The sequence below is a fragment of the Actinomadura mexicana genome, from assembly GCF_900188105.1.
GTDB classification, from domain to species: domain Bacteria; phylum Actinomycetota; class Actinomycetes; order Streptosporangiales; family Streptosporangiaceae; genus Spirillospora; species Spirillospora mexicana.
In genome coordinates, this window is record NZ_FZNP01000006.1 from 219,845 (window position 1) to 246,168 (window position 26,324).

General features: G+C 73.3%; 28 protein-coding genes. 14 read left to right on the forward strand and 14 right to left on the reverse strand.

The window, feature by feature from the left end; all coding sequences use genetic code 11:
• Positions 1 to 269: 269 nt before the first annotated feature.
• Positions 270 to 563 carry a hypothetical protein gene (locus tag CHC11_RS17435; RefSeq protein WP_179278877.1) on the reverse strand — a complete coding sequence of 98 codons (294 nt, stop codon included), beginning with the start codon at positions 561 to 563 and terminating at the stop codon, positions 270 to 272.
• 199 nt (positions 564 to 762) lie between these two features.
• On the opposite strand from CHC11_RS17435, the gene CHC11_RS17440 reads away from it, so the two are divergent.
• Together CHC11_RS17440 and CHC11_RS17445 are read left to right on the forward strand one after the other, a co-directional pair.
• Positions 763 to 1,356 (forward strand): hypothetical protein, encoded by a 594-nt coding sequence (locus CHC11_RS17440; protein ID WP_089312793.1) that lies wholly within the window; start codon positions 763 to 765, stop codon positions 1,354 to 1,356.
• Between the two features lie 54 nt (positions 1,357 to 1,410).
• A complete protein-coding gene (locus tag CHC11_RS17445; RefSeq protein ID WP_089312794.1) occupies positions 1,411 to 3,933 on the forward strand; it encodes a M14 family zinc carboxypeptidase in 2,523 nt (840 codons plus the stop codon).
• Between the two features lie 60 nt (positions 3,934 to 3,993).
• On the opposite strand, the gene CHC11_RS17450 is transcribed toward CHC11_RS17445, so the two are convergent.
• On the reverse strand, positions 3,994 to 4,668 hold the full coding sequence (locus CHC11_RS17450) for an aminoacyl-tRNA hydrolase (protein WP_089312795.1): 675 nt from the start codon (positions 4,666 to 4,668) through the stop codon (positions 3,994 to 3,996).
• 100 nt (positions 4,669 to 4,768) lie between these two features.
• Here CHC11_RS17450 and CHC11_RS17455 point away from each other — a divergent pair, with 100 nt between their 5' ends.
• Positions 4,769 to 5,839 carry an Rv1352/Rv1906c domain-containing protein gene (locus CHC11_RS17455; RefSeq protein ID WP_089312796.1) on the forward strand — a complete coding sequence of 357 codons (1,071 nt, stop codon included), beginning with the start codon at positions 4,769 to 4,771 and terminating at the stop codon, positions 5,837 to 5,839.
• A 14-nt stretch (positions 5,840 to 5,853) separates the two neighbouring features.
• On the opposite strand, the gene CHC11_RS17460 is transcribed toward CHC11_RS17455, so the two are convergent.
• Entirely contained in the window at positions 5,854 to 6,441 is a 588-nt protein-coding gene (locus CHC11_RS17460; RefSeq protein WP_089312797.1) for an HAD family hydrolase, read from the reverse strand.
• Between the two features lie 137 nt (positions 6,442 to 6,578).
• Between CHC11_RS17460 and CHC11_RS17465 the strand changes: the two genes are divergently transcribed.
• Entirely contained in the window at positions 6,579 to 7,247 is a 669-nt protein-coding gene (locus CHC11_RS17465) for a TetR/AcrR family transcriptional regulator (protein ID WP_089312798.1), read from the forward strand.
• Here CHC11_RS17465 and CHC11_RS17470 read toward each other — a convergent pair.
• The gene (locus CHC11_RS17470) at positions 7,234 to 9,375 is read right to left on the reverse strand and encodes an MMPL family transporter (RefSeq protein ID WP_089312799.1); all 2,142 of its coding nucleotides are present in this window, start codon (positions 9,373 to 9,375) and stop codon (positions 7,234 to 7,236) included. The two genes, CHC11_RS17465 and CHC11_RS17470, sit on opposite strands and share 14 nt — an antisense overlap.
• A 289-nt stretch (positions 9,376 to 9,664) precedes the next feature.
• Between CHC11_RS17470 and CHC11_RS17475 the strand changes: the two genes are divergently transcribed.
• A complete protein-coding gene (locus tag CHC11_RS17475) occupies positions 9,665 to 9,895 on the forward strand; it encodes a hypothetical protein (protein WP_089312800.1) in 231 nt (76 codons plus the stop codon).
• A 250-nt stretch (positions 9,896 to 10,145) separates the two neighbouring features.
• On the opposite strand, the gene CHC11_RS17480 is transcribed toward CHC11_RS17475, so the two are convergent.
• On the reverse strand, positions 10,146 to 10,445 hold the full coding sequence (locus CHC11_RS17480; RefSeq protein WP_089312801.1) for a Dabb family protein: 300 nt from the start codon (positions 10,443 to 10,445) through the stop codon (positions 10,146 to 10,148).
• A 29-nt stretch (positions 10,446 to 10,474) separates the two neighbouring features.
• A complete protein-coding gene (locus CHC11_RS17485; RefSeq protein WP_089313030.1) occupies positions 10,475 to 10,930 on the reverse strand; it encodes a flavodoxin family protein in 456 nt (151 codons plus the stop codon).
• Between the two features lie 233 nt (positions 10,931 to 11,163).
• Here CHC11_RS17485 and CHC11_RS17490 point away from each other — a divergent pair, with 233 nt between their 5' ends.
• The 5 genes from CHC11_RS17490 (at position 11,164) to CHC11_RS17510 (ending at position 16,279) form a co-directional block, all read left to right on the forward strand.
• A complete protein-coding gene (locus CHC11_RS17490; protein ID WP_089312802.1) occupies positions 11,164 to 12,792 on the forward strand; it encodes a bifunctional lysylphosphatidylglycerol flippase/synthetase MprF in 1,629 nt (542 codons plus the stop codon).
• A gap of 69 nt (positions 12,793 to 12,861) precedes the next feature.
• Positions 12,862 to 14,034 carry a serine hydrolase domain-containing protein gene (locus CHC11_RS17495; protein WP_089312803.1) on the forward strand — a complete coding sequence of 391 codons (1,173 nt, stop codon included), beginning with the start codon at positions 12,862 to 12,864 and terminating at the stop codon, positions 14,032 to 14,034.
• Between the two features lie 61 nt (positions 14,035 to 14,095).
• Positions 14,096 to 14,791, forward strand: coding sequence for an endonuclease V (locus tag CHC11_RS17500; RefSeq protein WP_089312804.1), 696 nt, complete (start codon positions 14,096 to 14,098; stop codon positions 14,789 to 14,791).
• Positions 14,792 to 14,877: 86 nt separating this feature from the next.
• Complete coding sequence (locus tag CHC11_RS17505) at positions 14,878 to 15,459, forward strand: TetR/AcrR family transcriptional regulator (protein WP_218826134.1); 582 nt, start codon at positions 14,878 to 14,880, stop codon at positions 15,457 to 15,459.
• Between the two features lie 58 nt (positions 15,460 to 15,517).
• On the forward strand, positions 15,518 to 16,279 hold the full coding sequence (locus tag CHC11_RS17510; protein ID WP_089312805.1) for a glucose 1-dehydrogenase: 762 nt from the start codon (positions 15,518 to 15,520) through the stop codon (positions 16,277 to 16,279).
• 56 nt (positions 16,280 to 16,335) lie between these two features.
• On the opposite strand, the gene CHC11_RS17515 is transcribed toward CHC11_RS17510, so the two are convergent.
• The gene (locus CHC11_RS17515) at positions 16,336 to 17,712 is read right to left on the reverse strand and encodes an amidase (protein ID WP_089312806.1); all 1,377 of its coding nucleotides are present in this window, start codon (positions 17,710 to 17,712) and stop codon (positions 16,336 to 16,338) included.
• 71 nt (positions 17,713 to 17,783) lie between these two features.
• Between CHC11_RS17515 and CHC11_RS17520 the strand changes: the two genes are divergently transcribed.
• Positions 17,784 to 18,344 (forward strand): TetR/AcrR family transcriptional regulator, encoded by a 561-nt coding sequence (locus CHC11_RS17520; protein ID WP_089312807.1) that lies wholly within the window; start codon positions 17,784 to 17,786, stop codon positions 18,342 to 18,344.
• A 390-nt stretch (positions 18,345 to 18,734) separates the two neighbouring features.
• Here CHC11_RS17520 and CHC11_RS40360 read toward each other — a convergent pair whose 3' ends face one another.
• From CHC11_RS40360 to CHC11_RS17535, 4 genes are all read right to left on the reverse strand, one after another.
• On the reverse strand, positions 18,735 to 19,154 hold the full coding sequence (locus CHC11_RS40360) for a hypothetical protein (RefSeq protein WP_143227135.1): 420 nt from the start codon (positions 19,152 to 19,154) through the stop codon (positions 18,735 to 18,737).
• A 16-nt stretch (positions 19,155 to 19,170) separates the two neighbouring features.
• Positions 19,171 to 19,938 carry a response regulator gene (locus CHC11_RS17525; protein ID WP_089313032.1) on the reverse strand — a complete coding sequence of 256 codons (768 nt, stop codon included), beginning with the start codon at positions 19,936 to 19,938 and terminating at the stop codon, positions 19,171 to 19,173.
• Between the two features lie 83 nt (positions 19,939 to 20,021).
• Positions 20,022 to 21,143, reverse strand: a complete 1,122-nt coding sequence (locus CHC11_RS17530; protein ID WP_245919347.1) for a sensor histidine kinase — start codon at positions 21,141 to 21,143, stop codon at positions 20,022 to 20,024.
• Positions 21,144 to 21,175: 32 nt separating this feature from the next.
• Positions 21,176 to 21,784, reverse strand: a complete 609-nt coding sequence (locus CHC11_RS17535) for a hypothetical protein (RefSeq protein ID WP_179278878.1) — start codon at positions 21,782 to 21,784, stop codon at positions 21,176 to 21,178.
• Between the two features lie 485 nt (positions 21,785 to 22,269).
• Between CHC11_RS17535 and CHC11_RS17540 the strand changes: the two genes are divergently transcribed.
• Together CHC11_RS17540 and CHC11_RS17545 are read left to right on the forward strand one after the other, a co-directional pair.
• Positions 22,270 to 22,761: an SH3 domain-containing protein gene (locus tag CHC11_RS17540; RefSeq protein WP_143227140.1), complete on the forward strand. Its 492-nt coding sequence runs from the start codon at positions 22,270 to 22,272 to the stop codon at positions 22,759 to 22,761.
• Between the two features lie 66 nt (positions 22,762 to 22,827).
• Positions 22,828 to 23,331 carry a DinB family protein gene (locus tag CHC11_RS17545; protein ID WP_089312809.1) on the forward strand — a complete coding sequence of 168 codons (504 nt, stop codon included), beginning with the start codon at positions 22,828 to 22,830 and terminating at the stop codon, positions 23,329 to 23,331.
• 66 nt (positions 23,332 to 23,397) lie between these two features.
• Here the strand turns inward: CHC11_RS17545 and CHC11_RS17550 are convergent, their stop codons facing one another.
• The 3 genes from CHC11_RS17550 to CHC11_RS17560 form a co-directional block, all read right to left on the reverse strand.
• Positions 23,398 to 23,589 (reverse strand): hypothetical protein, encoded by a 192-nt coding sequence (locus CHC11_RS17550; RefSeq protein ID WP_089312810.1) that lies wholly within the window; start codon positions 23,587 to 23,589, stop codon positions 23,398 to 23,400.
• A 75-nt stretch (positions 23,590 to 23,664) separates the two neighbouring features.
• On the reverse strand, positions 23,665 to 25,008 hold the full coding sequence (locus CHC11_RS17555; RefSeq protein ID WP_089312811.1) for a sensor histidine kinase: 1,344 nt from the start codon (positions 25,006 to 25,008) through the stop codon (positions 23,665 to 23,667).
• The gene (locus CHC11_RS17560; RefSeq protein WP_089313033.1) at positions 25,005 to 25,685 is read right to left on the reverse strand and encodes a response regulator transcription factor; all 681 of its coding nucleotides are present in this window, start codon (positions 25,683 to 25,685) and stop codon (positions 25,005 to 25,007) included. Before CHC11_RS17560 ends, CHC11_RS17555 begins: the two co-directional genes overlap by 4 nt.
• Before the next feature lie 27 nt (positions 25,686 to 25,712).
• Here CHC11_RS17560 and CHC11_RS17565 point away from each other — a divergent pair, with 27 nt between their 5' ends.
• A complete protein-coding gene (locus CHC11_RS17565) occupies positions 25,713 to 26,243 on the forward strand; it encodes a hypothetical protein (RefSeq protein WP_143227147.1) in 531 nt (176 codons plus the stop codon).
• The last annotated feature ends 81 nt before the right edge of the window (positions 26,244 to 26,324 follow it).

Below are 26,324 nucleotides of genomic sequence, written 5' to 3' on the forward strand. Positions count from 1 at the left end.
ACCGCCGCGACCCGCCCCTTGGGCGCCGCACCCCAGGTCAGAGCCCGGACACCAGCCATCACCGCACTTCAGCGGCACCCCGCACGCAGTCGGTACCGCACCACACCCGCGCCACCCACCACCCGCCGAGCAGAGCCGCGCCGCGAGCCACGACAAAAGCCGGGCCGCGCACCGAGGCGGCGAGCTGCGGCGGTGGGCGGTCCGGGGCGGCGCCGGGGATCAGGCGCGTGCCGCGGCCGGGTGGCCCCGGGTCACGGCGGCGGGCCGGATCAGGCGGACAGGACGCGGGCGACGCGGTCGGCCGCGGCGGCGGCGTCGGCGGCGGGCGCGATGCGCTCGGCCCACGACCACCAGTACCACCAGCCGTCCGCGCCCTGCTCCGCCAGGATGTTCTCGGTCAGGGCGGCGGCGTCGGGATTCATCACGTGCAGGCTGGGCGACTGGCCGCGGGGCAGGGTGAGACGCACCCGGAGGCCGCGCTTGACCAGCTCCTCGCCGAGTTCTTCCAGATATTCGATCCGCGTCTTCGACGGCGCGGCTGTTCCCGTATCGTCAGGCGTCATCCTTGTTCCCTCACGGACTCCGTGCGGCCCGACGTGCGATTCAGCCTCCCTCTTCACCCGCCCGTGCGCAAGCACCCCGGCCTGCCGGCCGCGAGGTGAGCGCGGCGGGGCCGCGAGGCGCACCGCGTTTCGGAGGTCGACCGGACCTTATCCGGGATATCTTGCGCTTGGCAGATGAACCGGCGCATGGGGGCTGACGATGACGGTTGGCGCGGATGCCCAGCCAGGTTCCGGGCCGTCCGGCGCGCCGGCCCGCGGCGCCGCGCGGACGTGGCACCGGTTCCACTACGCGGTCGGCGTTTTCGTCATCGCCTACGGCGTGGCGGCCCTCGCGAGCGCGGCGGCGCTGTGGGGCGACCGGCTGGACGAGGTGGAGGGCTACTTCGGGTCCGGACCGGCCACGGGGATCCTGGTCCTCGCCAAGGCGGCCGAGGTCCTGCTCGTGCTCGCCGCGGTGGCGGGCGTGGTCCTGCGCCGCGACCTGCTACTGGTCCCGCCGGTGGCGGGCTGGATGGCCGGGTTCGCGATGTTCGCCGTCCTGGACGTCTTCACGGGCAGGTGGGGCGGCCTCGTCGAGCACCTGGCCTACCTGGCGGCGTTCGTCGTGCTGCTCTTCCTCTCCTACGGGCTGAGCGCGAAGGCGCAGCTCGCGGGGGCACCGAAGGGTCCCGCGCCGGACGGGTCCCCGCGCGGTCCGGGCGGCCTGACCTGGACGCAGGAGTTCGCCCTCCAGGCCATCAACCGGGCCGCCGCCCTCACCGGTCCGCGAACACGCCCGGACGAACGCGACTGATCTTGGCAGAAGTTGCCGTTGGTAGCGCTTCGGTGGGGTGCCACGTTGTGGCTCATGAGAGCCCGAGAACTGGCGCTGCCTGTGGTGATGGCCGCATCCCTGGCGGTCCCGGCGTCGCTCGCCGCGCCCGCCGCCGCGCTGCCCGCCGCGCCCGCGGCCGGCTGCGACCCCACGCGGACCGCACCGGTCTACCGGGGCAAGGTCCCCTCCCCTGAGCAGGTCCTCGGCTTCGACCTCGGTGAGCGGCCGGTCAGCGCCGCCGAGTCCGACAATTACCTGGAGGCGGTCGCGGCCAGGAGCGAGCGCGTCGTGTCCGGGACGCTGGCCACCACCGCGCAGGGACGTCCGCTGAAGTACGCGATCGCCGGACGGCCCGAGCTGATCTCCAAGGCCGGGCTGGCCACGGTGCGGTGGGAGGCGGGCCGGCTGCGCGACCCGCGCACGCCGGCCGCGCTCGCCGAGCGGATCACCGAGCGCGGTGTACCGATCCTGTGGGTCAGCGGCAACGTCCACGGCGACGAGCCGAGCGGCACGGACGCGGCGCTGCGGGTGCTGCGCGACCTCGGCGACCGCGCCGACTGCGCCGCGACCGGGATCCTCGCCGGCGCGCTCGTGATCGTCCTGCCGACGCAGAACCCGGACGGGCGCACGCTGCAGACGCGGCAGAACGCCTACGGCTTCGACATGAACCGCGACTGGTTCGCGCGCACGCAGCCGGAGACCGACGGCAAGCTCGCGATGCTGAACCAGTACCCGCCCGCGCTCTACATCGACGCCCACGAGATGGGCGGCGACTCGTTCTTCTTCCCGCCGAACGCCGACCCGGTCTACCACGAGACGCCCGAGCAGGCGATCGGCTGGATCAACGACCTGTACGGCGCGTCGATGGCGGCCGAGTTCACCCGGCAGGGCATCGACTTCTTCAACAGGGACGTCTACGACCTCTTCTACCAGGGTTACGGCGACACCGTGCCGACCAGCGCGTTCCACGCCGCCGGGATGACGTACGAGAAGGGCGGCGAGAGCCCTTACCCGGACCGGGTGAAGGAGCAGTACCTCACCCAGTGGGTTTCGCTGTCGGCGGCGGCGCGCAACCGGCACCGGATCCTCACCGAGTGGCGCCAGATGACGGTCGACGCCTACGCGCAGGGCAAGGCCGGGAAGCTGGAGCCCAACCAGATCTACAACCCGCCGAACAAGGTCGACCGCCAGGTGCCGGACCGGAAGGTGAGGAGCTACTTCCTGCGCGACGACGACCCGGCCAAGCGCGCCGAGGCCGCGCTCGTCGTGCGGCGGCTGCAGCGCATGGGCGTTCGGGTCGAGAGGCTCGCCCGGCCGCTGGCCGTCCCGGACTTCAAGGCCTACGGGCGTCCGGAGGCCGCGACGACACTGCCCGCGGGCACGTACTGGATCTCGATGGCGCAGGGCCAGAAGCACTGGATCCAGTCCATGCTGAACGAGGACTCCTACACGCCGTTCCCGTACTTCTATGACGTGACGGCGTGGAGCCTTCCGCTGCTGGGCAACGTGTCGGGCGGGTCGTCCGGCGCCGTCCTGCACCCGCGGGCCGTCCCGCTGCGGACGCTCCCGGCGCCGCGTCCGGGGCACGGCGGGAAGGCGCCCAGGCTGGGCATCCTGCAACTGTCGGGGACGTCCTCGTCCGCGCGGCAGTCGGCCGGGTGGCTGAGGCACCGCCTCGACCGCGACTGGAAGCTGCCGTTCACGCTGCTCACCCCGGCGGACGTCGCGGCAGGCAGGCTCAAGGGCGTCGAAGTCCTGGTCACGCCGAACGGCCCGGCCGCGTCGGCCTACACCGCCCTCGGCGACGCCGGACGCTCCGCGCTCCAGCAGTGGACGCGGGACGGCGGCCGCTACGTCGGCTGGCAGGGCGGCACGGAACTCGCGGCCCGCCTCGGGCTGACGACCGCGACGCTCGCGGAGCCGACGTCCGACATCCCCGGGACGCTGCTCCGCGTGAAGGTGGACGGGGCGAGCCCGCTGTCGGAGGGCGTCGGCGCGACGGCGTGGAACTTCACCTCCTACGACCCGGTCATGAAGGCGTCCAGCGGCGTCGTCGTGTCGTACCCGCAGGCGGATTCGCCGGACTGGTTCGTGTCCGGGTTCGAGCGCGGCGCGTCCGAGCTGGGCGGCACCGCGGCGGTCGTCGACCAGCCCCTCGGAAGGGGACGGTCCGTGCTGTTCGCGGCCGAGCCCAACTTCCGCGCGTTCAGCGACGGGACGGCCAAACTGCTCTACAACGCGATCCTCGGCCCCGACCCGGCCGAGGCGGCGGCGCCGCAGGCGACCGCGACGGCCAAGGCGGCCCAGGAGGCGGCGCGGCTGCCGTCCTACGAGTCGCCGATCCGTGTCTCGGTCAAGGCCGCTGACGCCGCGAAGGCCGAGTCCCTGCTGCGGTCCGCTGGCGCGACGTGGACGCGGGCCGGCGCCGGCGGCGTCGTCCACTACGTGATCGACAACCCCGGGGGCCTGCCGGCGGACCACCACCCGTTCGCCGGGCGCCTGCCCTCCCTGATCCGCAAGGCCGGGATCACCCCGGTCGCGGTCGTCCTCCCCTGACCCGTCCCGCGCGGCGCGCCGGCTCGTTCCGGCGCGCCGTGCCCTGGCCCGCCTCGCGCCCTATCTCCGGACCAGCCAGGCGATCGCGGTCATCGTGCCGGGCGGGACCTCGGTGAAACCGCCGTCCCGGACCGCGACGGCCGCCTCCTTCACGCACCGGGCCCACGGCACGTCCCGCGCCAGGTGGACGGGGGCGCCCGCCTCGACCCACGCCGCCACGTGCCGGCGGCGGCCCTGGCGGAGCAGCAGCTGGGCGGCGTGCCCGCACTGGGCGGCGGCCTTCCCCGTCGTGATCGTCACCTCCGGGTTGAGCGCGATCACCGCGTACGGGGGCTCCGGCGGCGCTGCCGGCTCCGGCGCCTCCGCCAGATCGAGGCCCGCGACCTGGAGCTTGGCCAGCTGGGGCGGGACGTCCGACACCGGCCCCGGCGGGAACGCCCGCACCTCGGCACCCGCGTGCCGGACCGTCACGCCGGGCAGCGCCTCCGCCTCCGGCCAGCGGACGCCGCGGGCCCGCCGCGTCACCTTCCGGATCCGGCGCGACTCCCACTCCCCGACGGCCTCCCGCCACTCCCCGTCGGGCTCGGCGGCGCGCGGGTCGGTCAGCAGCCGGACGACCGCCGTCGCCGCCGCCTCGCAGACCGCGTCGTGACCGGGCGGCTCGGCCTTCTCGGCGCGTACCACCAGCTGCATCGCCCACGGCGGGTCGTCAAGGGGGTCACGGTCGGGTCGCACCCGTGGAGTATTCCAAACCCCGTTCCGCTTCCCGGGAGCGGTAGTGGGTACTGCAACTCTTGCCGTCCCCCGGACGTCGTTCAGGTACGGGAGGTCGCCGGTGACCAGTGGCTCATGGAGTGATTCCATACCGGGTATCGGGACGTTCTTCGTCGGCATCGACGTCGCGCCCGGCCGCTACCGCTGCGAGAACGGCAAGGGCGGCTGGTGGGTGCGCTTCACCGGTCCCGGCGGGGGTGACCCCGTGGGCTCCTGGCCGCTGCCCGCCGGCCCGACCGAGATCGAGATCGCGCGGACCGACTTCGCGTTCGAGACCCACGTCGGCACGTCCTGGCGGCGCATCGCGCCGCCCCGCTCCCCCGAGGACGGCGCCCCGGCCGAGCCGCGCCCGGTCGCCGACCCGGCGCTGCGCGCCGAACTGGACACGATCGTCGCGCGCCGCAAGCCGCTGGTGTGGCTGGCGCCGCTGTCGGTCCTCGCCCTCGGCCTGGTCGGCTCCCCGCTCCTCGGCTCGCTGTGGCTGATCGGCCTCGGCATGCTCGCGGTGCTCGTCGCGCTCGGCACCCCGTCGGTCTCGCTGGACCTGCGGCGCGCCCGGGAACTGGAGCGCCGCCGCGACCGCTACCTCGTCCCCGAGGACTTCGACGACGACGGCCGCGCGCTGCTGGCCCGCGTCCAGGCGGCCGTCGACGCCGTCCGCGATTCGCAGGTCAACCGCGAGGGCCTGCTGGACGCGGTGGACAACGCCGTCACGCTGCCGCGCCAGGAGTGGGAGATCGCGCAGGTCCTGGCGAAGCAGTCGAGGCTGCGCACGGACCACGCCGACATGGCCGGCACCGACACGCTCCCCGAGGTGGAGGCGGCACTGCGGCCGCTGCGCGACAAGCTCGACACCTCGGTCGAGGCGGTGACGCGCCGCATCGAGGCCCTGGAGCGCTACGCCGAGCGCGCCAGATCGGCCGACGAGGTTCTCCGCGCCCAGCGCCACCTGGAGTCGATCGCGGAGAAGGCGCACGAGTACGACGAACTGCTGGCCGACACCGTCCGGGACGACCTGGCACTGCCCGCCATCGAACGCCTGACCGAACAGGGCGACGAACTCCTGCGCACCCTCCGCGAACGCCTCGCCCAGGCGGCCGAGGCAGGCGGAGAGCTCCCGCCCCCCTCCTAGCCGGGCCCGCCCGGTCAGGTGGTGAGGGTGCGCACCTGGGCCGGGGAGGTGAAGAGTTCGGCGCGCATGCCGGTCTCGCGCGCGGCGAGGACGTTGCGTTCGTTGTCGTCGAAGAACAGGACGTCGGCGGGCTTGACGCCGAGGCGGCCGGCGCAGATCTCGTAGGCGCGGGGGTCGGGCTTGGCGACGCCTATGCGGCAGGAGTAGACGCGCTCGTCGAAGCGGGAGAGCCAGGCGCCGTGCCGGGCCTCGAAGCGGGGCACCAGGTCGCCGATGATGTTGGAGAGCAGCCCGAGCGTGCGCCCCTGGTCGGCCAGCTCGCCGACCAGGGCGACCATCTCCTCGTCGACGTCGGTCCAGCTTTCGAGGTCCGCCTCGGTCAGCGCGGGGACGTCGGGGAACGTGGCGCCGAGCATGCCCGCGACGTCCGCCCAGTAGGAGGCGCTCTCCTGGCCGGCGTCGTAGGCGGGGCGGCAGGCCCAGTAGGCGTCCCAGAACGCTCGGCCGGGCGTCCCGGCGATCTCCTCGATCCGCCTCACCGCCTCGGGCGTCTGGGTGCGGGCGATCACTCCGTACAGGTCGAACACGATCACATCGGGCATGTCCCGAGCCTAATCGGCGCGGCCGGCGGCCCGGGTGACCGCTGCGGCGAGCGCTGTAGCAAGCGCTTGTTGCACCCCGTACGCTGGTCCGGCCGCCGAATCGAGCAAGCGGTTGGGCGACACGGCATAATGAGAGGGTGACGACCACGAGCGCCAAGTCCGGACGATCGAGAACCCGCGGTGCCGGCGAGGACGCGCCCCGCCGCCGCGGCCGCGGGGCCCCCGCGCTGGCGTCCGAACGGCGCGCCCACCTGGTCAGGCTCGCGGCCGAACTGTTCGCCGAGAAGGGTTTCCAGGCCACCACCGTCCGCAACATCGCCGACGAGGCGGGCATCCTGTCCGGCAGCCTCTACCACCACTTCGACTCCAAGGAGTCGATCGTCGACGAGATCCTGTCCGGGTTCTTCACCGAGATCATGGCCGCCTACCAGGCGGTGATCGACGAGAACGAGAACCCGCAGGACACGATCGCCGGGCTCGTCCGGGTGGCGTTCGGCACCCTGGAGCCGCACCGCGCCGCGATCACGGTCATGCAGAACGACTGGAACTACCTGCGGGGCATGGACCGGTTCGCCTACCTGACCAAGTCCGAGGACGAGGTCGAGAAGATGTGGGTGACCACGCTCCAGGCGGGCCAGGCGGAAGGGCTGTTCCGTCCCGACCTCGACCCGAAGCTGACCTACCGGATGATCCGCGACACCGTCTGGGTGGCCGTCCGCTGGTTCCGGCCCGGGGGCCGGCTGAACGCCCAGGGGCTCGCCGAGCACTACCTCAAGGTGATGTTCGACGGCATCAACCTGCACTAGCCCGCAGGCTCGCCCGATCCGGCCCGGCCTCGCGCGCGGGGCGGGAGGGCAGGATCCGCCGCAGCGGCCCGGGGAGCCACCAGTTCGCCTCGCCGAACAGCTCCATCAGCGCCGGGACGAGCACCAGCCGCACGACGGTCGCGTCGATCAGGATCGCGACGCCCAGGCCGAGTCCCATCTGCTTGACGGCGACGTCCGCGCCGAGCAGCACCGACAGGAACACCATCACCATGATGGCGGCCGCCGCGCTGATCACGCGGGCGGTGCGCGACAGGCCGAGCGCGACCGCCTCGCGGGTGGCCACGCCCTCCTCGTAGATCTCGCGGATGCGGGACACCAGGAACACCTCGTAGTCCATGGACAGCCCGAACAGGATCGGGAACATCATCAGCGGCACCCACGTGGTGACGGGCATGTCCGTCGGGAAGCCGAGCGCGCGCCCCGCCCACCCCCACTGGACGACGGCCGTCAGCACCCCGTACGCGGCCGCGATGGACAGCAGGTTCATCAGGGCGGCCTGCACCGCCACCGTGACCGACCGGACGAGCCCGACGAGCAGCAGCAGCGACAGGCCGACGACCACGGCGATCAGCAGCGGCAACCGGGTGGAGACGCTCTCGGCGAAGTCGATCGAGGCGGCGTTCGGGCCGCCGACGTAGGCGCGGGCGCCCGTCCCCGCGACGGCGCCGGGGATGACCTCGTCGCGCAGCGTGTGGACGAGCTCGGGCGTCCGCTCGTCCTGGGGGCCGGTCTCCGGGAACGCCATGACGATGGCGGCCTTCCCGTCCCGGCTGGGGCGCGGGGGCTGGACGGCGGCGACGCCCGGCGTCGCGCGGACCGCGCCGGCGATCCGTCCCGCCTCCGCCGGGCCGCCGCCCTCGGTGACGATGACCAGCGGCGCGGCGGTCCCGGCCCCGAAGCCCTTCGCCATGATCTGGCTGGCCTGGTAGCCGCTGTGGTCGTGCGGCTGGGTGCTGGAGTCCGGCAGGCTCAGCCGCATCGACAGCGCCGGCACGGCGAGGACCAGCAGGACGGCCGCCGCGCACAGCCCGGCGACGACCGGGTGCGCCTGCACGACCCGCGCCCAGCGCTCGGCGAGCGGGCGGCGGGCCCGGCCGAGGCCGGGGACGCGGAGCCGGTCGATGGCGTGCCCGGCGAAGCCGAGCAGCGCGGGCAGCAGCGTCACGGCGGCGAGCATCGTCATCAGCACCGCGACGCCGGCCGCGACCGCCACGCCGTTCAGCAGCTTCTGCTGCATGATGAACAGGCCCATGAGCGCGATCACGACGGTGGTGCCGGCGAACAGCACGGCCCGTCCCGCGGTGGTGACGGCGGTGACCGCCGCCTCCTCCGGGCCGGCGCCGGCGTGCATCTCCTCCCGGTGGCGGGTGACGATGAACAGCGCGTAGTCGATGCCGACGCCGAGCCCGATGAGCGCCGCGATGATGGGGCTGAAGGAGGGCGCGGGCAGCAGGTGCCCGAGCAGCATGATCAGCGCGAGCCCGGTGCCGATGCCGAACAGCGCGGTCACGATGGGCAGCCCCATCGCCGGCACCGACCCGAACGCGACCAGCAGGATGACGATGGCGGCGAGCAGGCCGATGCCCTCGGACGGGCCGCCGCCCGGCGTCTCGGCGGAGTCCACGGCCGAGCCCCCGAGTTGTATCCGGACGGGCCCGGAGTCGGCGCGCACGTCGTCCAGGAGCGCGGTCACCTCCGTCCTCGGCATGTCGTCGGACGAGACGTCGAGGCCGCCGGTCGCGAACGCGGTCCTGCCGTCCCCGGAGATCTGCCCGGGCGTCTCGTACGGCGACGACACCGAGGTGACGTGCGGCGTCCTGGCGAGCCTGTCGACCGCCTGCTCGACGCGCGCCTTCACCCGCGGGTCCCGGACGCCGCCGTCGGCGTGCACCGCCAGCGTGATGGAGTCGCCGCTGCGCTGCGGGAAATGCTCCTCCAGCAGGTCCGACGCCTTCGCCGAGCCGGAGCCGCCGCCGGAGAAGTCGTTCAGGGGCTCGGCGGCGAAGCCGAAGCCGAGCGTCATGACGGCGATCGTGCCGACGATCCAGCCCGCCAGCGTCAGGCGCCGTCTCCGGTAGCAGAACCGGGCCAGCCTTGCGAGTCTCATGGGTACCGCCTCCGCGGACGCGCGCTTCCGCGGACGCGCCGCACCTGGGGATGTGCTTGCGGGCTCAGCGTCCTCTCCGGTTGAGCCCGCGGGCATCCGGCGGACGGTGTCACCTAGGGAGGCCGGCTACATCCGCCGGAGTACATCCGGCGCGGTACGTCCGGCGCGGTATCCCACGGTCCGAGGGCCGGAAGGCCCATAGTGTGCTTAGTCACGATTTGCGGAGTAGGAGTGACGCTTTGGTCCGTGGGGACGCTGTTAAGGGAGAGACCTACCGGGGGAGGGCGGCATGACGGCTCGGCAGGGGGCCGCCGGGCGCGAGGAGCCCATGCCCGCGGCCCTGCGCGCCGCGACCGCGCGCGCTCTTCAGGAGCAGTTCCCGGGCGTGCGGGTCTGGTACGGCGAGGCGACGGGGTCCTGGTGGGCCATGGTGCCGCTGCGCGAGGGCCCGCGGCTGCTGGAGGCGCCGTCCTCGCAGCAGCTCCGCGAGGAGATCATGAGCATCCGGTCGCGGGGATGAGCCCGTCTTGACCGAGATCCGCCGTCGCCTGCAGTTCGTGACGCCCGCAGGCGGTGAACGCCTGCTGCCGGGGAACGCCTTACAAATCGCGCACGGCGCGTCTTGCTTCGCCGCCCGCCGGGAACGGGGCGCGATCCGTTCCCAGCGGGCGTCTCTGAGGAAACTAACCCGAAAAGTCTTCGGGCACAAGCGCTTGCTCGGTTTCATCCTCGGGGCGGCGCCTCGGCGCCGCCCCTCTCCGACCGTTCCGCTACAGCTCGTACTGGATGGACGCGCGCTCCGCCGTGATCGGCGTGATGTACCCGTCGACCGCCGCGCGGTGCACCGGATGGTCGCGGTAGACGAGGTAGGCGTCCAGGTCGGCGAAGTCCGCGACCACAGCGAAGTCGTACGCGCCGGGGTTCACTCCGGCGTTCACCCCCACGCCGTACTCGCGGATCTCCGGGATCGCGCCGGGCAGCTCGCCGAGCTTCGCCGCGACCTCGTCCTGCTGGCCGGTCGTCGTGCCTTCGGTCCATCTGAACAGCGCTATGTGCCGGAAACCACTCATGGCGGAACGCTACAGGCGGCCCACCCGTCTCAAACGTCTCCGAGCTCCGCAGCCATGATCGCGCCGAGTTCCCAGCACGCCTCAAGGTCGGCCTTGCCTGGCTCGCCCGTCACCACCACCGGCGGCTGGACGGCCTTCCAGCTCAGCCCGGTGGTGATGGCCTCCAGGGCCCGCACGGCGCCGGTGGCGTCGTTGTTGCCGTGCAGGAAGGCGCCGAACGGGCGGCGGACCGTCTCCTCCAGGCAGGGGTAGTAGATCTGGTCGAAGAAGTGCTTCAGCGCACCGGACAGGTAGCCGAGGTTGACCGGCGAGCCCAGAAGGTAGCCGTCCGCCTCCAGGACGTCCACGGACGTGGCGGCCAGCGCCGCGCGGGACACGACCTCCACGCCCCGGATCTCATCGGTCGACGCGCCGGCGCGCACCGCCTCGACCATCGCCTGGACGGACGGCGACGGCGTGTGGTGGACGAGCAGGAGCCTCTTCATCACCACGAGGCTAGCGGTGTCCCGGCCCCCCGGCCGGGTATGGCCCGGTGGTGGCGTCCGTCCGCGTTTCGGACCGTACGCTGAGTCAAGGCCCCATAACAACGACCGAACCCGGGAATGAGTTCCGGAAGATCTTGGTTGGGGGCCTAGCGGAGGTGTGCTTCGTGCTATCGGACGAGTCTTTGCGGAGGGGCGGCCTTTCCCGCCCTCCGGCCGGGGGCGGGCCGGGTGCGGTGCCTCATGCGCCCCCCGTCTGGCCGCTCGCGCTGACCGCGGCCCTGGTCGCCGCGCTGATAGCGGTGCCCGCGTTCGCGGATCCCCCGCACTGGCTCGGCCGGCTGTCCGAGCTCGTCACCGGCAGCCCGCTGAAGCCGGAGCACGCCGTCGTGCTGGCCCTCGCGCTCGCGCTCGTCGCCCGAGGCGTGCTGCTGCGCCGCCGCGCCGCCTGGTACGGGCTCGTCACGCTCGCGCTCCTCGGGCTGCTCGCCGTGGTGTCCGGCGAGGACCCGGCGTGGCGGCTCCCGCTGCTCGCCGCCGCCCTCGGCGGCCTGTGGCTGGAGCGCGGCCGGTTCCCCGTGCGCCCGCACCCCGAGCGCGTCCGCTCGGCCGTGCGGACCGGCGCGCTGCTGCTCGCCGCCGCGACCCTCTTCTCCCTGATCTTCGGCGGGGTGTCGGTCCGGTCGGTCGGCGACGTCGCCAGCGGCCTCGGCGCCACCGGCGCGCCCATGGACGGGGCGTCCTGGCTGCCGGGCGTGCTCGGCCTTGCCGGAGCCGCGGGGCTGCTCGTGCTGGTGATCACCCTTCTCGCGCCCGACCCCGCTCCCCCGCCCGGCGACGAGGCGGAGCGCGGCCGCGTCGCGGGCCTGGTCCTGCACCCCGGCTCCGACACCCTCGCCCCGTTCGCGCTGCGCCGCGACAAGGCGTACGTGTTCAGTGCGGACGGCCGCGCCGCGATCGGCTACCGGGTCCTGTTCGGCATGGCGGTGGCGGGCGGCGACCCGGTCGGCGACCCCGCCTCCCACGCCGACGCCGTCCGGGCGTTCCTCGCGATGTGCAGGACGACGGGCTGGCGCCCGGCCGTCCTCGGCGCGAGCGACGCCCTGCTGCCCGCCTGGGGGCAGCGCCGCTCGATCGGCTTCGGCGACGAGGTCGTCATCCGTCCCGCCGAGTTCACGCTGTCCGGGCGGAAGATGCGCAACGTCCGGCAGGCCGTCAAGCGCACCGAGAACTCCGGCGTCTCTTCCGAGATCCTCCCCGAACGGGAGCTCACGCCCGCGCTCCGCGAGAAGCTGCTGAACGTCGCGTCCAGCTCCCTCGGCGGCGCGGCCGAGCGCGGCTTCTCCATGAACCTGGACGAGCTGCTCACCGGGTACCACCCGGGAGCGATCGTCGCCGTCGCCTACGGCGAGGACAAGGAGCCCATCGCGTTCCAGCGCTACGTCACCGCGGGCCAGGGCGTCAGCCTGGACGCGATGCGCCGCACCCCCGGCGGTCCCAACGGCGTCAACGAGCGCCTCATCGTCGAGATGGTCGAGTACGCCGCCGGGCACGGGCACGGGCTCGTCTCGCTGAACTTCGCCGCCTTCCGCGAACTGCTGGACGCCGGCGAGCGCGGCCTGCTGGAGAGAGCCGGCTACCGGGCGCTGCACCTGCTCGACCCGTGGATCGCGGTGGAGTCGCTGTACCTGTTCGACAGGAAGTTCCGGCCGTCCTACAAGCCGCGCAGCGTGGTCTTCCGGTCCTGGTTCGACATCGCGTGGCTGGCGGCGGCGCTGCTCACGCTGGAGTTCGGCCGGACGCGCCCCGCCCAGCGCGCCGCCGGCCCGATCACCGAACCCGTCCACCACCTGGGCCGCCCCTGAGGCGATCCCCGGCTCGGCGGCACGTCCTAGAACGTGATTCTATGGAGTCCCCGCCTGAGAGGATCGCGCATGAGCAGCACGGTGCAGGGTCACTGCGATCCGGCGTTCGGACGCGTCCGCGAGGTGTTCGAGGAGCACTTCGCCGAGGGACGCGAGCTGGGCGCCGCCGTCGCCGTCTACGCGGGCGACCGCAAGGTCGTCGACCTGTGGGGCGGTGTCGCCGACCGCCGGACGGGGCGCGAATGGCGGCCCGACACGCCCTGCTTCGGGTTCTCCTGCACCAAGGCGGTGACGGCCGCGGCGGCGCTGCTGCTCGCCGAGCGCGGCGCCTACGACCTCGACGGCCCGGTCACGGACTGGTGGCCGGAGTTCGGCGCCGCGGGCAAGGACGGCGCGACGGCCGCTCACCTGCTGTCGCACCAGGTGGGCCTGCCCGCGTTCGCGCGTCTGGTGCCGGCGGAGGAGGCCGCCGACGCCCCGGCCCGCGCGGCGGAACTGGCAGCGCAGGAGCCCGAGTGGACGCCCGGTGAGGGCCACGGCTACCACGCGCTGACCTACGGCTGGCTGGCCGGCGAGATCGTCCGCCGCCATTCCGGTGGACGGACGGTCGGCGCGTTCGTCAAGGACGCGTTCGCCCGCGACCTGGACCTGTGGATCGGGGCCCCGGACGAGGTGATCGAGCGGGCCGCGAAGCTGTCGGCGGGCCGGCGCTCCGGGGGCGGGGCCGACGCGCCCGGGACCACCGAGCACGACGTCCTGACCCGGCTCGCCGAGGCCTACACCGACCCGCAGAGCCTGATGAACCGGTCGCTGAACAACCCGCACCCGGGCAGGGGCGGCTACAACAACCCGGTCGTGCTGCGCGCCGGGTGGCCGGCCGCCGGGATGACGGCCACCGCGCCCGCGCTCGCCCACTTCTACCGCGACCTCATCGCGGGCCGGATCGTGCGACCGGACACGCTGCGCGAGGCCGTCCGCCCGCGCGTCAGCGGCCCCGACCGCACGCTGCTCGTCCGGAGCTCCTTCGGCCTCGGATTCATGCGCCCCTCGCAGACCTTCTTCACCCCGAGGGCGGGACGGGAGTCGGCGTTCGGCCACACCGGCGCGGGCGGCTCGGTCGGGCTCGGCGACACCGAGGCCGGGCTCGCGCTCGCCTACCTGCCGAACCTGATGGGCGACCAGGCGTCCGGCGACCTGCGCGCCTACCGGCTGACGCAGGCGGCGTACGCATCGCTGTCGTGAGGGCGCGCCGCTGTCCGTGAGGGGCGCCGCGCCGTCGTGAGGGAGCGGTAGCGTCCTGCCCATGGACGTACACGATCTGCATCCCTGGCCGTCCACACCACAGGAGGCCGAGGCGATCCAGGACCGGCTGCGTCCGATGCTCGAACTCGGCGTGCCGGGCCCGGCCGCGCCGCGCACCGTCGCGGGCCTGGACGTCTCCTATGCGGGCGACGGCGGCGGCGCGGGTGACCGGCTGGCCGCGGCCGTGGTCGTCCTGGACGCGGCGACGCTGGAGGTCGTGGAGGAGTCGGTCGCCGTGGGGACGGCCGCGTTCCCCTACGTCCCGGGCCTGTTCGCGTTCCGGGAGCTGCCCACGTTGCTCGACGCGCTTCGCGCCCTGGAGACCACGCCCGACCTGCTCGTCTGCGACGGTTTCGGTCTCGCGCACCCGCGCCGCTTCGGGCTCGCGTGCCACCTCGGCGTGCTGACCGGCCTGCCGTCCATCGGCGTCGGGAAGACCGCGTTCATCGGGACGTACGAGCAGCCGGGCCCCCGGCGCGGCGACGCGAGCCCGTTGCTGGACGGCGGCGAGACCGTCGGGCGGGTGCTGCGGACCCGCGACGGCGTGAAGCCGGTGTTCGTGTCCGTCGGCCACCGCACCGGCCTCGACGCCGCGTGCCGCACCGTCCTCGCCCTGACGCCCGAGTACCGGCTGCCGGAGACGACGCGCAGGGCCGACCGGCTGTCGCGCGACGCACTCGCCGCGCGCTCCGGGTAGCGCATTCGCCCTGGAAGATGGCAGGCTCGTCGAAAGAAGCAGGCCGGGGGCCACATCAGGCCACCCGCGACCGCTGGACGGTGCCCATGGAGACCCGGCCGATGCGGGCCGACGCCCGCCGCAACTACGAGCGACTCGTCACGACGGCTCGCACCGCCTTCACCGAGCACGGCACGGGCGCGTCCCTCGACGAGATCGCCAAACGGGCGGGCGTCGGATCGGGAACGCTCTACCGCCACTTCCCCACCCGGGACGCGCTGCTGCACGCCGTCCTGCGCGAGCGGATCGACGGCCTGCTCGGGCACGCCGACGCGCTGCTGGCCGAACCGGACGCGGAGGCCGCGCTCGCCCGCTGGCTGCGCATCTACCTCGCGGGCGCGTCGAGCCCGCGCGGCACCTGCACCGTGATCATCGAGGCGATGGGGCCGGAGTGGGCGGCCACCGGGCTCGGCGCCGCGGCCGACGCCATCCGCGCCGCGCTCGGCCGACTGCTGGAGCGGGCACAGCGGGCCGGGGCGGTGCGCGCCGAGATCGACCCCGGCGACCTGCTGCGGCTCGCGAACGCGATCGGCGTGGCGTCCGAGCGCACCCCCGACCCCGGCGCGTACGCCGACCGGATGCTCACGCTGTTGTCCGGCGGGCTGCGCGCCGGGCAGGGGCCGCCTTGATCAGTTGACCAAGCGTTCGCTAGGTTGGCCGGGAGGCAACCGGCGACGAGGAGCGTTGATGGGGCAGCTTGACGGCAAGGTGGCGCTGATCACCGGTGGCGCGCGCGGCATGGGCAAGGCGCACGTCCGCCGGTTCCTCGACGAGGGCGCCAGAGTGGTGTTCGGCGACGTCCTGGAGGAGGAGGGCGCCAAGCTGGCCGCCGACCTCGGGGACGGCGCCCGTTTCGTCCGGATGGACGTGTCCCGCGAGGAGGACTGGCAGCGGGCCGTCCAGACCGCGACGGAGACGTTCGGGGCGCTGAACGTCCTGGTCAACAATGCCGGGATCCTCCGGCACAAGACCATCGAGCACATGGCCGTCGACGAGTTCCGCCAGATCCTGGAGGTGAACCTGGTCGGCCAGTGGCTCGGGGTGAAGACGGTGACCGCCCCGATGCGCGCGGCGGGCGGCGGCTCGATCGTCAACGTGTCCTCGACCGAGGGCTTCATCGGCGCGGCCGGCCTGGCCGCCTACAGCGCCAGCAAGTTCGGCGTCCGCGGCCTGACCAAGTCCGCCGCCCGCGAGCTCGGCCGGTACGGCATCCGCGTGAACTCCATCCACCCCGGCGGGGTGCTGACCCCCCTGACCATGCAGGACGACATCGTCTCGGCCACGGCCGCCAGCGCCGACGCGTTCATGAAGGCGCTCCCCCTCGGCCGCATGGGCAAGGCGCAGGAGATCACCGGACTCGTCGTCTTCCTCGCCTCGGACGACTCGACCTACTGCACCGGCAGCGAGGTCCTCGTCGACGGCGGCATGCTCACGGGCGCCGGCTACTGAACGCGACGGGCCGCCGGTACCGGCTCGGACCCCCGCACCGGCGGCCCGTCACGCGTCTAGGGGCGCCGCCCGGCCCATCCCTCGACCGACTCCAGCTGCGCCGCGAGCGAGATGAGCGTCGCCTCGTCGGAGTCGTGCCCGAGCAGCTGGGCGCCGACGGGCAGCCCGTCCCTGGTGAACCCCGCCGGGACGTTCACTCCGGGCCATCCCAGCACGTTCCACGTCCACGCGTAAGGGCACGCGGCCGCGACCCCCGACTGCGTCCGCTGGTAGCCGGCCCCGTCGAAGGCCCCGACCCGCAACGGCGGCTGCGCGGTCGTGGGCGTCATCACCACGTCCGCGATCTGGAAGATGCGCCCCACCTTCCTCCGCAGATACGGGTCCATCCGCTTGGCCAGGGGCAGCAGCCGCCTGCCGAGAACCCGCCCCAGCCGCGCCTCGGCCTCCGTCCGGGGATCGGGCCGCGGATTCGGCAGGGAGTCCAGCCAGTCGGCGACCCCCGCCGTCCCGCGCGGGACGAGCCCGAGCGCCGTCGGCCCGTAGTCGGGATCGGCGGGGAACACCTTGTGCCCGAGGTCGGTCAGCCTCCGCGCGAGCCGCTCGACCGCCGCCCGGATCTGCGGGTCGAGCCTCCCGCTGACCCCGAGGGCCGTCCGGTAGGAGACGGCGATCCGGAGCCGGCCCGGCTCCCGCCTCGCGGCCTCGGCGAACGGGGTGATCGGCGGGTCGAGCCGGTAGACGTCCTCGGCGTGGCTGCCGGTCAGCACGTCGAGCAGCAGGGCCGCGTCCCCCACGGTGCGCGCGAGCGGCCCCCACACGGTGATCCCGTTGAACGGATCGGTGTGCGGATACCCGGAGACCCGGCCCCGCTGGGGCTTGATGCCCACCAGGCCCGTCCACGCCGCCGGGATGCGGATCGACCCGGCCCCGTCCGAACCGACCGCCCCCGCGACCATGCCCGCCGCCACGGCCACCGCCGAGCCCCCCGACGACCCGCCCGGCGAGTAGTCGGGGTTCCACGGGTTCCTCGCGATCCCGTACTCGCGCGACTCGCTGAACGGCCACAACCCGAGCTCGCACGTCGTCGTCTTCCCCACGATGACGGCCCCGGCCGCCCGCAGCTTGCGCACGACCTCCCCGTCCCGCGCCACCGGCCGGTGGTCCCCCGCCACCGCGAAGGGCGTGGTCTCCCCCGCGATGTCCGTGTCGTCCTTGATGGCGACGGGCACCCCGAGCAGCGGCAGCCGCTCCCCCTCCGCCAGCCGCTTGTCGGCCTCCAGCGCCTCCTGCGCGGCCGCCTCGGTCCGCACCACCCGGAACGCGCCGAGCGCCTCCCGCCGGCCGATGGCCTCCAGGCTCTCCTCCACCAGATCACTCGAGGAGAGCTCTCCCCTCGCCAGCGCCTCCGCCTGCCCGGCCAGCCCCAGCTCCACGCCGCCTCCCGCTATCGTTCGTTCGAACGAACGATACTGAACGCATCCGTTGTGGGGAAGACTGTGCAGCGATGAACGCCCGTGACCGGATCCTCCACGCCACCCTCCGCCTGATCGGCGAGCAGGGCATCGGCGCCGTGACCAACCGTGCCGTCGCCCGCGCGGCCGGCGTCTCCCTCGGCTCCCTGACCTACCACTTCCCCAGCCAGGAGGACCTGCTGCGCGAGGCGCTGCACGCCTTCGTGGAGCAGGAGATCGCCCGCATCACGGCCTACGTCACGTCCCTCGCCGAGTCCGGCATCGCACCCGTCCAGGCCGCCGACCAGGTCGAGAAGGCCGTCGTCGAGTTCGCCCACGGTCCCGAGCAGATCGCGAACCTGGAACTGCACCTGCACGCCGCCCGCGACCCGGCCCTCCGCGAGACCTCCACGCGCTCCATCGAGGCCTACGACCGCCTGGCCACCGCCATCCTCAAGGCCCTCGGCATCCCGGACGCCGAACACCACGCCCCCGCGATCGTCGCGATGCTCTACGGCCTGGCCCTCCGCCGCCTCGCCACCGGAGACACCACCGCCACGGGCACCGCCGACGCCTTCCGCCTGCTCCTCCTCGGCGCCCTCCCCCGCCCCTGAAAAGGCTTCTGGCCCGCACGGCCCCAGAGCGGGGTTACGGGGCCGTGCGGGCCAGAAGTCTGTCTCAATCAGGAACCTCAGTCGGAACCTCAGCCGACGATCGCTCTGCTCTCCGCCTGTGCACCTCCGCCGTGTCTCCGATCTGACACCGCCAACGCTAAGCCGCCCACCCCCCCAACAGAACGCCTTTAAGCCTCACTTAGGGAACCCCTGAGCCAGCCTTATTCGCGCCCCGTCCGGCACCGTCCGGGGAAGTCGGTCAGAGAGCCGCTCACCTGTTGAAACAAGGGAAAGGGCGGGCGGAGCCGAGGTCCGCGCGGTCACCTCCGTAAGGCAGAGCCGTGCCCAGGTAGACCAGAGCCGATGCCGGCGAACGGGCACGCGACGACGCTATGCCGGAACAGGCGCGAGGTCGCTGCCCGCGCCGGTGCCCTGGAACGTCAACAGCGAGACCTTTTGGGCCTCCGCCGAACGGCGGCCGCGGCATAGAGCGCTCTTGGCGACCGCCAGGCCCTCTGCGAAACCCTCGAAGCCGACCCGGCGGCCGCCCTCGCCACGCCGCAGCGCACGTGAACGCGCCGCCCGCCCCAAGCCCTCAACCTCGCTGGGCGAGCGCCCCAGGGCAGGTGGACACAACGTTTCTACCGGCGTCCACTCCAGCAGCTGACCTGCCCCCGGGGGGGGAGCCTTGGTGATCGCGAGCCGGGAGGCCACGGCTTGGGGTTGATCGCCGGCCGGAGGCGGGCCGCCACGGCGCTGGAAGGCACCCTGGTCAACGATGCCGGATACGCCGCTGACCGCGAGCCGCATGCTTCGCCACTACTTCTCAACGCCTCCGCACGTCACGAGGGGCTGCCGGCGTCGCCCTGGCGGAGCCAGAAGAAGACCCCCCGCCCACGGAGTTCACCACGTCTGTACGGCCCGGTAGCACCAGGCCCGCCTCATAGGCCGTGATCACCGCCTGGATGCGGTCGCGGAGGCCGAGCTTGGCGAGGACGCTGCTGACATGGGTCTTCACGGTGTGCTCGCTGATGACCATGGTCGCGGCGATCTCCGGGTTGGTGAGGCCGCGGGCGAGCAGGCGCAGGGTCTCGGTCTCGCGCGAGGTGAGGGAGCCCAAGCGCGGGTCGGGAAGCAGCGGCACCGCGGCGGATGCGCTGGTGCAGTGGGCGATGAGCTTGCTGGTGACCGAAGGCGACAGGAGGGACTCGCCACCCGCGACGACCCGGACGGCGTGGGCGAGATCGTCACGTCGGACGTCCTTGAGGAGGAAGCCGCTCGCGCCCGCGCGCAGCGCCTCGAAGACGTACGCGTCGAGATCGAAGGTGGTCAGGATGATCACGCGGGTGACGGTGGTGGCGCAGATGTCGGCGGTGGCGGTGAGGCCGTCCGTGCCCGGCATGCGGATGTCGAGCAGCGCGACGTCCGGGGCGTGGGCGCGTACCGCCGCGATCGCCTCCGCGCCGTCGGCGGCTTCCGCGACGACCTCGATGTCCGGCTGGGCGTCCAGGATCATGGCGAAGCCGGCCCGGACCAGTTCCTGGTCGTCGGCGACGACCACGCGCAGCGGGCCGGACACCGTTCCGTCGCTCATGACGGAGGGAGGAGCGGGAGGCGGGCGCGGACCCGGAAGCCCGGGCCGTCGGTTCGAGGTCCGCATTCGGCGGTTCCGCCGCACTAACGTGCACGTTCCCGGATGTTGATGAGCCCGTGGCCGCCGGAGGGAAGGGCGCGGGCGGGCCGCTGTCCGGTGGCCGCGCCATCGTCGGTGATGTCGATCTGCACGATGCCTCGGTCTTCCTGCCAGTGGAGGTGAAGCCGGGCACGGTCGGTGCCCGCATGCCTGACGATATTCGTCAGCGCTTCCTGGGCGATGCGGAAGGCTGCGGTCTCCACGTGCGGGGCGAGCGGACGGTGGCCGGCCACCTCGGGCCGCGGGTAGTCGACGGTGAGTCCCGAACCGTCGGTCTGCGTGCACTCGACCGTGAGGCCCGATCCGGCGGTCAGGAGGGGCAGATCGGCGAGGGTGGGCTGAGGGGTGCGCTCGGGCCGTGGGGCCCGGTCCGGGTCGAGCACCTCGAGGATCCCTCTGAGCTGCGCCATCGCTTCCCGTCCCGCATCGGCGATGGCGTCGAAGGCGCGCTCGGCGCCCGCTGGATTTCCGGCCAGGACCACGGGTCCGGCCTCGGCCTGGACGACCATCACGCTCACCGCGTGGGACAGGATGTCGTGCATGTCCCGGGCGATTCTGGCGCGTTCGGCGAGTGCGGCCTTTCCGGCTTCCGCCTGACGCTCGCGCACCAGCCGTTCGGCGTGGGCCCGGCTTGAGGCGGCCGCCCTGCCGAGCGCGTAGGCCGCGATGCACAGCACGCTCATCCGCAGGCCGGATTCGGAGGACGCGAGCACGAAGCTGCCGAGCACGGTCGTGGCGACCACCGTATGACGGGCCCACCGCCCCGACCGCTCGGCGACCGAGTGGATCGCCACCAGGGCGGCGTACCAGACCGGCTGGGACGGCACCTGGCTGACGTAGTCGTAGCTGGTGGTCGCCGCGAGACTCAGCATCAGTACCGGTATCGGGTGGCTTCGCCGCCAGTACAGCGGGACCGCCGAGCCCAGTACGACCAGGACGCCCAACCCGCTCCACGGTCCGCCGCCCCCGCCGGCGCGCGCGGCGTAGGGCCAGAGCTGGGCGGCGGCCACGAGGGCCGCGAGCCCGGTGTCGACGGCGCGCGGGGACAACGAACGGAGCCGCGCCTGTATCCGGTCCGTCCGCGCGCCCAGGTCTCTCCAGGTCACAGCTTCCCCCGATCACAACTCTTCCTGGCGCGTCACCGCGCACCGGCCACCGCCGGGCGCACCGCGCCATGGCCGTCCGCCATACCGGAGGCGGCCTGCCGCGACTCCATCACCCGCGCGATCTGCGCGAAGGAGACGGACAGTAGCAGCGCCCCGATCGGGATCAGGTCCTTGTCGGCCAGCGGCATCACCAGGTCGGCGAGGATGAGGAGCACCGTCCACGGCTTGACCACCCGGGCCACGGCCAGCCGCACGATGAGGGCGAGCATCCCCACGTAGAAGAGGTACGGGCCGAAGTCGTAGACGACGGGCGCCACGCCGGGCACTTCCGAGGCCCGCTCCGTGAACAGGGACATCTCCAGGTGGTTCGCGGACACCGCCCCCGCCACCAGGTCGATTCCGAACTGCACCAGAAGGACGGCGGCTCCGGCCGTCGCCGTCCACTGCGTCACCGCCGCGACGCGATCGCCCGCCGGGGCGAGTGCCCTGAGCCAGCGGAACACCACCACGAACAGCACCAGTGCCGAGCAGAACGCCAGATGCCCGAGGGTCCAGGCGAGGCCGGGGCCTCGCTCGCCGTCCAGTCCGTCCGCGATCCGGAACAGGCCGTAGGTGAAGGTGAGCGCAGGTATCGCGAGCATGGCCGTACGACGGTTCCTCATGAACTCCCCAACTCCAGAGTGATCGCCGGGGCTGCGGTGTGCCCGGCGGGGACTTCACTCAGCCTGGAGCGTCCGGCCTTCTGGCGGATCGCCGGAGCGAGGGGTCTTCACCCTCCCTCGCGCGACGGATACTCCTGGTCCGTGAACACCGGAGTGTCAGGTGGCGCGAAGCATTGAAGATCCATATGTGGTCGACCTTGCCGGTCTGCCGATCGACGTCGGATCTCGGCGGTCAAGGCTGCGCCCCGATCGCTCCAGCCCCGCGTTCGTCCTTCGCCGGCCCGCTCCCGCCGCGACCGCGGCGTTGATGTTCCCGTTTCAGGGCCTTTGGGGGGCGGCGGAAGGGGGGAGCGGCGCTTGGCTTCTCGGCGTCACATAGAAGTGCCTTTACAACTCTCTGCACATGTGATGGCACTCAGAGTAGCATTCTGCTGTAGGTCCGCCGCCTCAATCGGGAGGTATAGATGCACGTAGGTACCAAATTCGGCGTGGTCCTGGTCGCCACGACGCTTGCCGGCAGCGCGCTGGGCGCCGGGGCGGTCGCCGGCGCCGCGCCGCCGCCGAGGCCCGGCCAGGACGGATCGGCAACGGTTCAGTCCGACTCTCCGCAGGAGGAGGAAGGGCACGGGCCGGGCGCCATCGAGGTCGGGCCGGAGGGCGCCGCCAGGGCGATGCACCGGCTGCTCATCCGCGACGAGCAGCGGGTTCGCCTCTGCGACGGGGTCGTCCTGCCGGCGGACGGGCTCAACGTCCGCACGGGGCCGGGCACCGGCTACACGAAGGTCGGCGTCGTGGCGAAGGGCTCCAAGGTCCGGACGGACTGGGACTCGATCCAGCGCAGGGACGGGTACCTGTGGGTCCGGCTGAACGCCACGCGGTGGATCGCCGACTACAAGCTCGGCGCCGACGACGGCGCCGTCGCCGGGAAGTGGTACGTCAACTACTCCAACTGCTGATCGCGCCCGCCTGGCCGGCGTCCTCCGGGCGCCGGCCCGGTCCGGTCACGCTGGTAGCGTCCCCCCATGGAGGAAGTGCCGTACACCGGCGATGAGAAGGAAAGCCTGAAGGCCGCCCTCGATCGGCATCGGGACGTGGTCCTGTGGAAGCTGAACGGCCTGGACGAGGAGCAGGCGCGTCGCCCCATGACGCCGTCCGGGACGAGCCTGCTCGGCCTCACCAAGCATCTGGCCGCCGTCGAGTACGACTGGTTCTGCGGGACGTTCGGGCGGGAGACCGAGCCGCTCCCGTTCCGGGACGACGACCCGGAGGCCGACCTCAGGATCGAGCCCGGCGAGACCATCGAGGACATCGTCGCGTTCTACGGGCGGGCGCGCGTCGCGGCCGACAAGGTCATCGAGGAACTGGCCCTTGAGGACCGGGGCACCGCCTGGCACGGCGCGGGGGTGACCCTGCGGTGGGTACTGATCCACATGGTCGAGGAGACGGCGCGGCACGCCGGGCACATGGACATCGTCCGCGAGCTGCTGGACGGCGCGACCGGGGACCACGTCCGCGAGGACGGCTAGCTCACTGAAGCGACGGGGACCGGCCGCGAGAGTCGGCGCATGGGAGGAGCCGGGTGGCCTCGGCGTTCATGCCTGTCTCGCAGGAACGGCGTCGGTTGCAGCCGGCGCGAGGCCCGTCACCCGGAGCTTGTACGAGGTGGGCGCGGTGGGGACGTTGCCGCCGGCGACGAGGCCTGCGACGGCGATGAGGGCGGCGACCACGAGGCCGACGACGCCGACGAGGGCGGCGGCGACGTACTGGGGGCGGGGGCGTCTCATGGGGGTCACGTTAGGGGCGTCCCGCGCCGCCGCCACCGTGCTTAAGGCGGGCTTAATGCGGCGCTACGGCCGGCGCTAGGTGCGGGAGTGGCGGCGGCGGACGAGGCGGCGGGAGCGGCGCGCCGGCGGCAGCCACCTCGTGCGGAACCACATCTGCACCTGGGCTCCGCCGAGGACGCTGCGGTGGATGCGCAGGTAGCCGCCGGTCGACTCGGCGGCGCGGCGGGCGATGTCCAGGCCGAGGCCGGTGGAGCCGCCGCCGCTGCTGCCCCGCTTCAGCGCCGCGTCGGGGTCGGTGATGCCGGGGCCGCCGTCGGCGACGAGGATGCCGGTGACGCCCTGCCCCTGGTGGAGGGTGACGACGAAGCCGGTGCCCTCGGCCGTGTGCCGGAAGATGTTGCCGAGCAGCGCGTCCACGGCGGCGGCCAGTTCGGTGCCGGGGATCGGCAGCGGCGCGGGGCCCTCGGCGCCGATCAGCTCGCAGGAGCGCCCCTCGTCCTCGGCGAGGACGGACCAGAACGCGACCCGGTCGCGCAGCACCTTGGAGGCGTCGCAGCTGCCCCGGCCGGTGGGCCGCCGGACGGTCCGGATGATCTGGTCGACCTCGCGCTCGATCCGGTCGACGGCCTCCCGGGTCTGCTCGGCGACGTGCCCGTCCCCGAGCGCCTCGACGTTGAGGCGGAGCGCGGCGAGGGGGGTGCGGAGCCGGTGCGACAGGTCGGCCGCCATCTCCCGCTCGGCCGACAGCAGCTGGACGACGTGGTCGGCCATGGCGTTGAACGCCAGCCCCGCCTCGACCAGCTCGGGCGGCCCGTCCGGCTCGATCCGCACCGACAGCTCCCCGTCGCCGAACGCGCCGGCGGCCTCGGCCAGGCGGCGGGTGGAGCGGATCATGCGCGCGCCCAGCCGGTCGGCGACGGAGACGGACCCGGCGACGAGCGCGGCGGCGACCGTCGTCATGACGAGCCACGCCTTCCACACCCCGCGCGACAGGTCCTCGTCGGGCAGGAACACCTCCACGACGGCGGTGCGGCCCGCGTCCAGCGAGACCGGCTGGAGCAGCGCGAAACCGCCGTCCACGCGGGCGGTGTAGGCGCGGCCGCGCCGCCCCGCCTCGGTGAGCTGCTCGGGATGGGCGCCCTCGTCGTCGCGCGGGTTCTTCGGGACGAGGCCCCCGTCCGGCATGTGGACGGTCATCCGCCCGGCGGCGCCCGCCTGGGTGCTGGCGACGGCGCGTTCGAGGGCCGAGGGGTCCTCGGTGACGACGAGGACGGGGCCGAGCGCGCTGGCCTGCCGCTCGGCGGTGGTGAGGGCGCGATCGCGGGCGATCTCCCGGACGGTGAGGGCGAGCGGGATCAGGAACGCCAGCGCGACCATCGAGGTGACCGCCAGCGACACCAGGACGAGCGTCCTCCTCATGCGCGCGGATCGGCCAGGCGGACCCCGACACCGCGAACCGTGTGCAGGTAGCGGGGGGCGGCGGCGGTCTCGCCGAGCTTGCGTCGCAGCCAGGACAGGTGGACGTCGATGGTCTGGTCGTCGCCGTAGGCCTGGCGCCACACCTCGGCGAGCAGCTCGCGCCGCGCGACGACCCGTCCGGGACGGGCGGCGAGGTAGGCCAGCAGGTCGAACTCGCGGCGGGTCAGCTCCAGCGGCTTGCCGTCCAGCCGCGCCTCCCGGCGGTCGAGGTCGATGTGCAGGCCGCCCACGCTGAGCTCGGCGGTGGGCCCGGACCGTGCCGACCTGCGCAGCACCGCGGCGAGCCGGGCGCTGAGGTGCTCGATGGAGAACGGCTTGATGAGGTAGTCGTCGGCGCCGGCGTTCAGCAACCGGACGATCTCGGGCTCGTCGTCGCGCGCGGTCGCGATGATGACGGGAACGTCGGAGATGCCGCGCAGCATCTTCAGCACCTCGGCCCCGTCCAGGTCGGGCAGTCCGAGGTCGAGCACGACGACGTCGGGCGGGGACTGCGTGACCTCGCGCAACGCGTCCATCGCGGTCCCGACGCTGCGCACGACGTGCGACCGGACGCTCAGCTCCCTGATCAAGGCGGTCCGGACGTTCGCGTCGTCCTCGACCACCAACACACTCGCCATGGCGGAACCGTATGCCACCATGTGCCCATGCGTCGCGCAATGTCGTATGTTGCCCCGTGGGCCGGGGTGACCGCGCTCGCGGTGGCGCTCTCCTGGCTCGGCGTGCGCGGCGTCGTGCGCAGCGCGGTGTCGGACCGGTCGGCGCCGCCGCCGATCGCCGGACCCGTGATCCACTCCAGCCCGTCCCCGCCGCCGGGGCCGACCGCCACCGGCTCGCCGACCGCCACCGGGCGGTCGAGCCCGCCGACCGGCCAGGACCGGGGACCCGAACCGTCCAGGGCACCGAAGGCGCCGCCCGCCAGGCCCAGCGGCGGCGGCTCGTCCGCCGCGCCGACCGACCACGTGCGCAGCTACGCGACGCGCGGCGGAAGCGCCGCGATGTCGATCGAGAAGGACCGGGTGCGGCTGGTGTCGGCCACACCGAACCCCGGCTACGAGACGCGCGTGACGCAGACCGAGGGCTGGCTGCGGGTCGACTTCCTCTCCGACGAGCACACCTCGTCGGTCATCGCGTCCTGGTACGAGCACGCCCCGGCGGTCAAGGTCTACGAGTACTGAGCGGCAAACCACCCGATTGTCGACCGTTTCGCGCTGCCACGGTTTCGGCGGCGAACCCAGCGGGAAACAGTGGGTCAAATC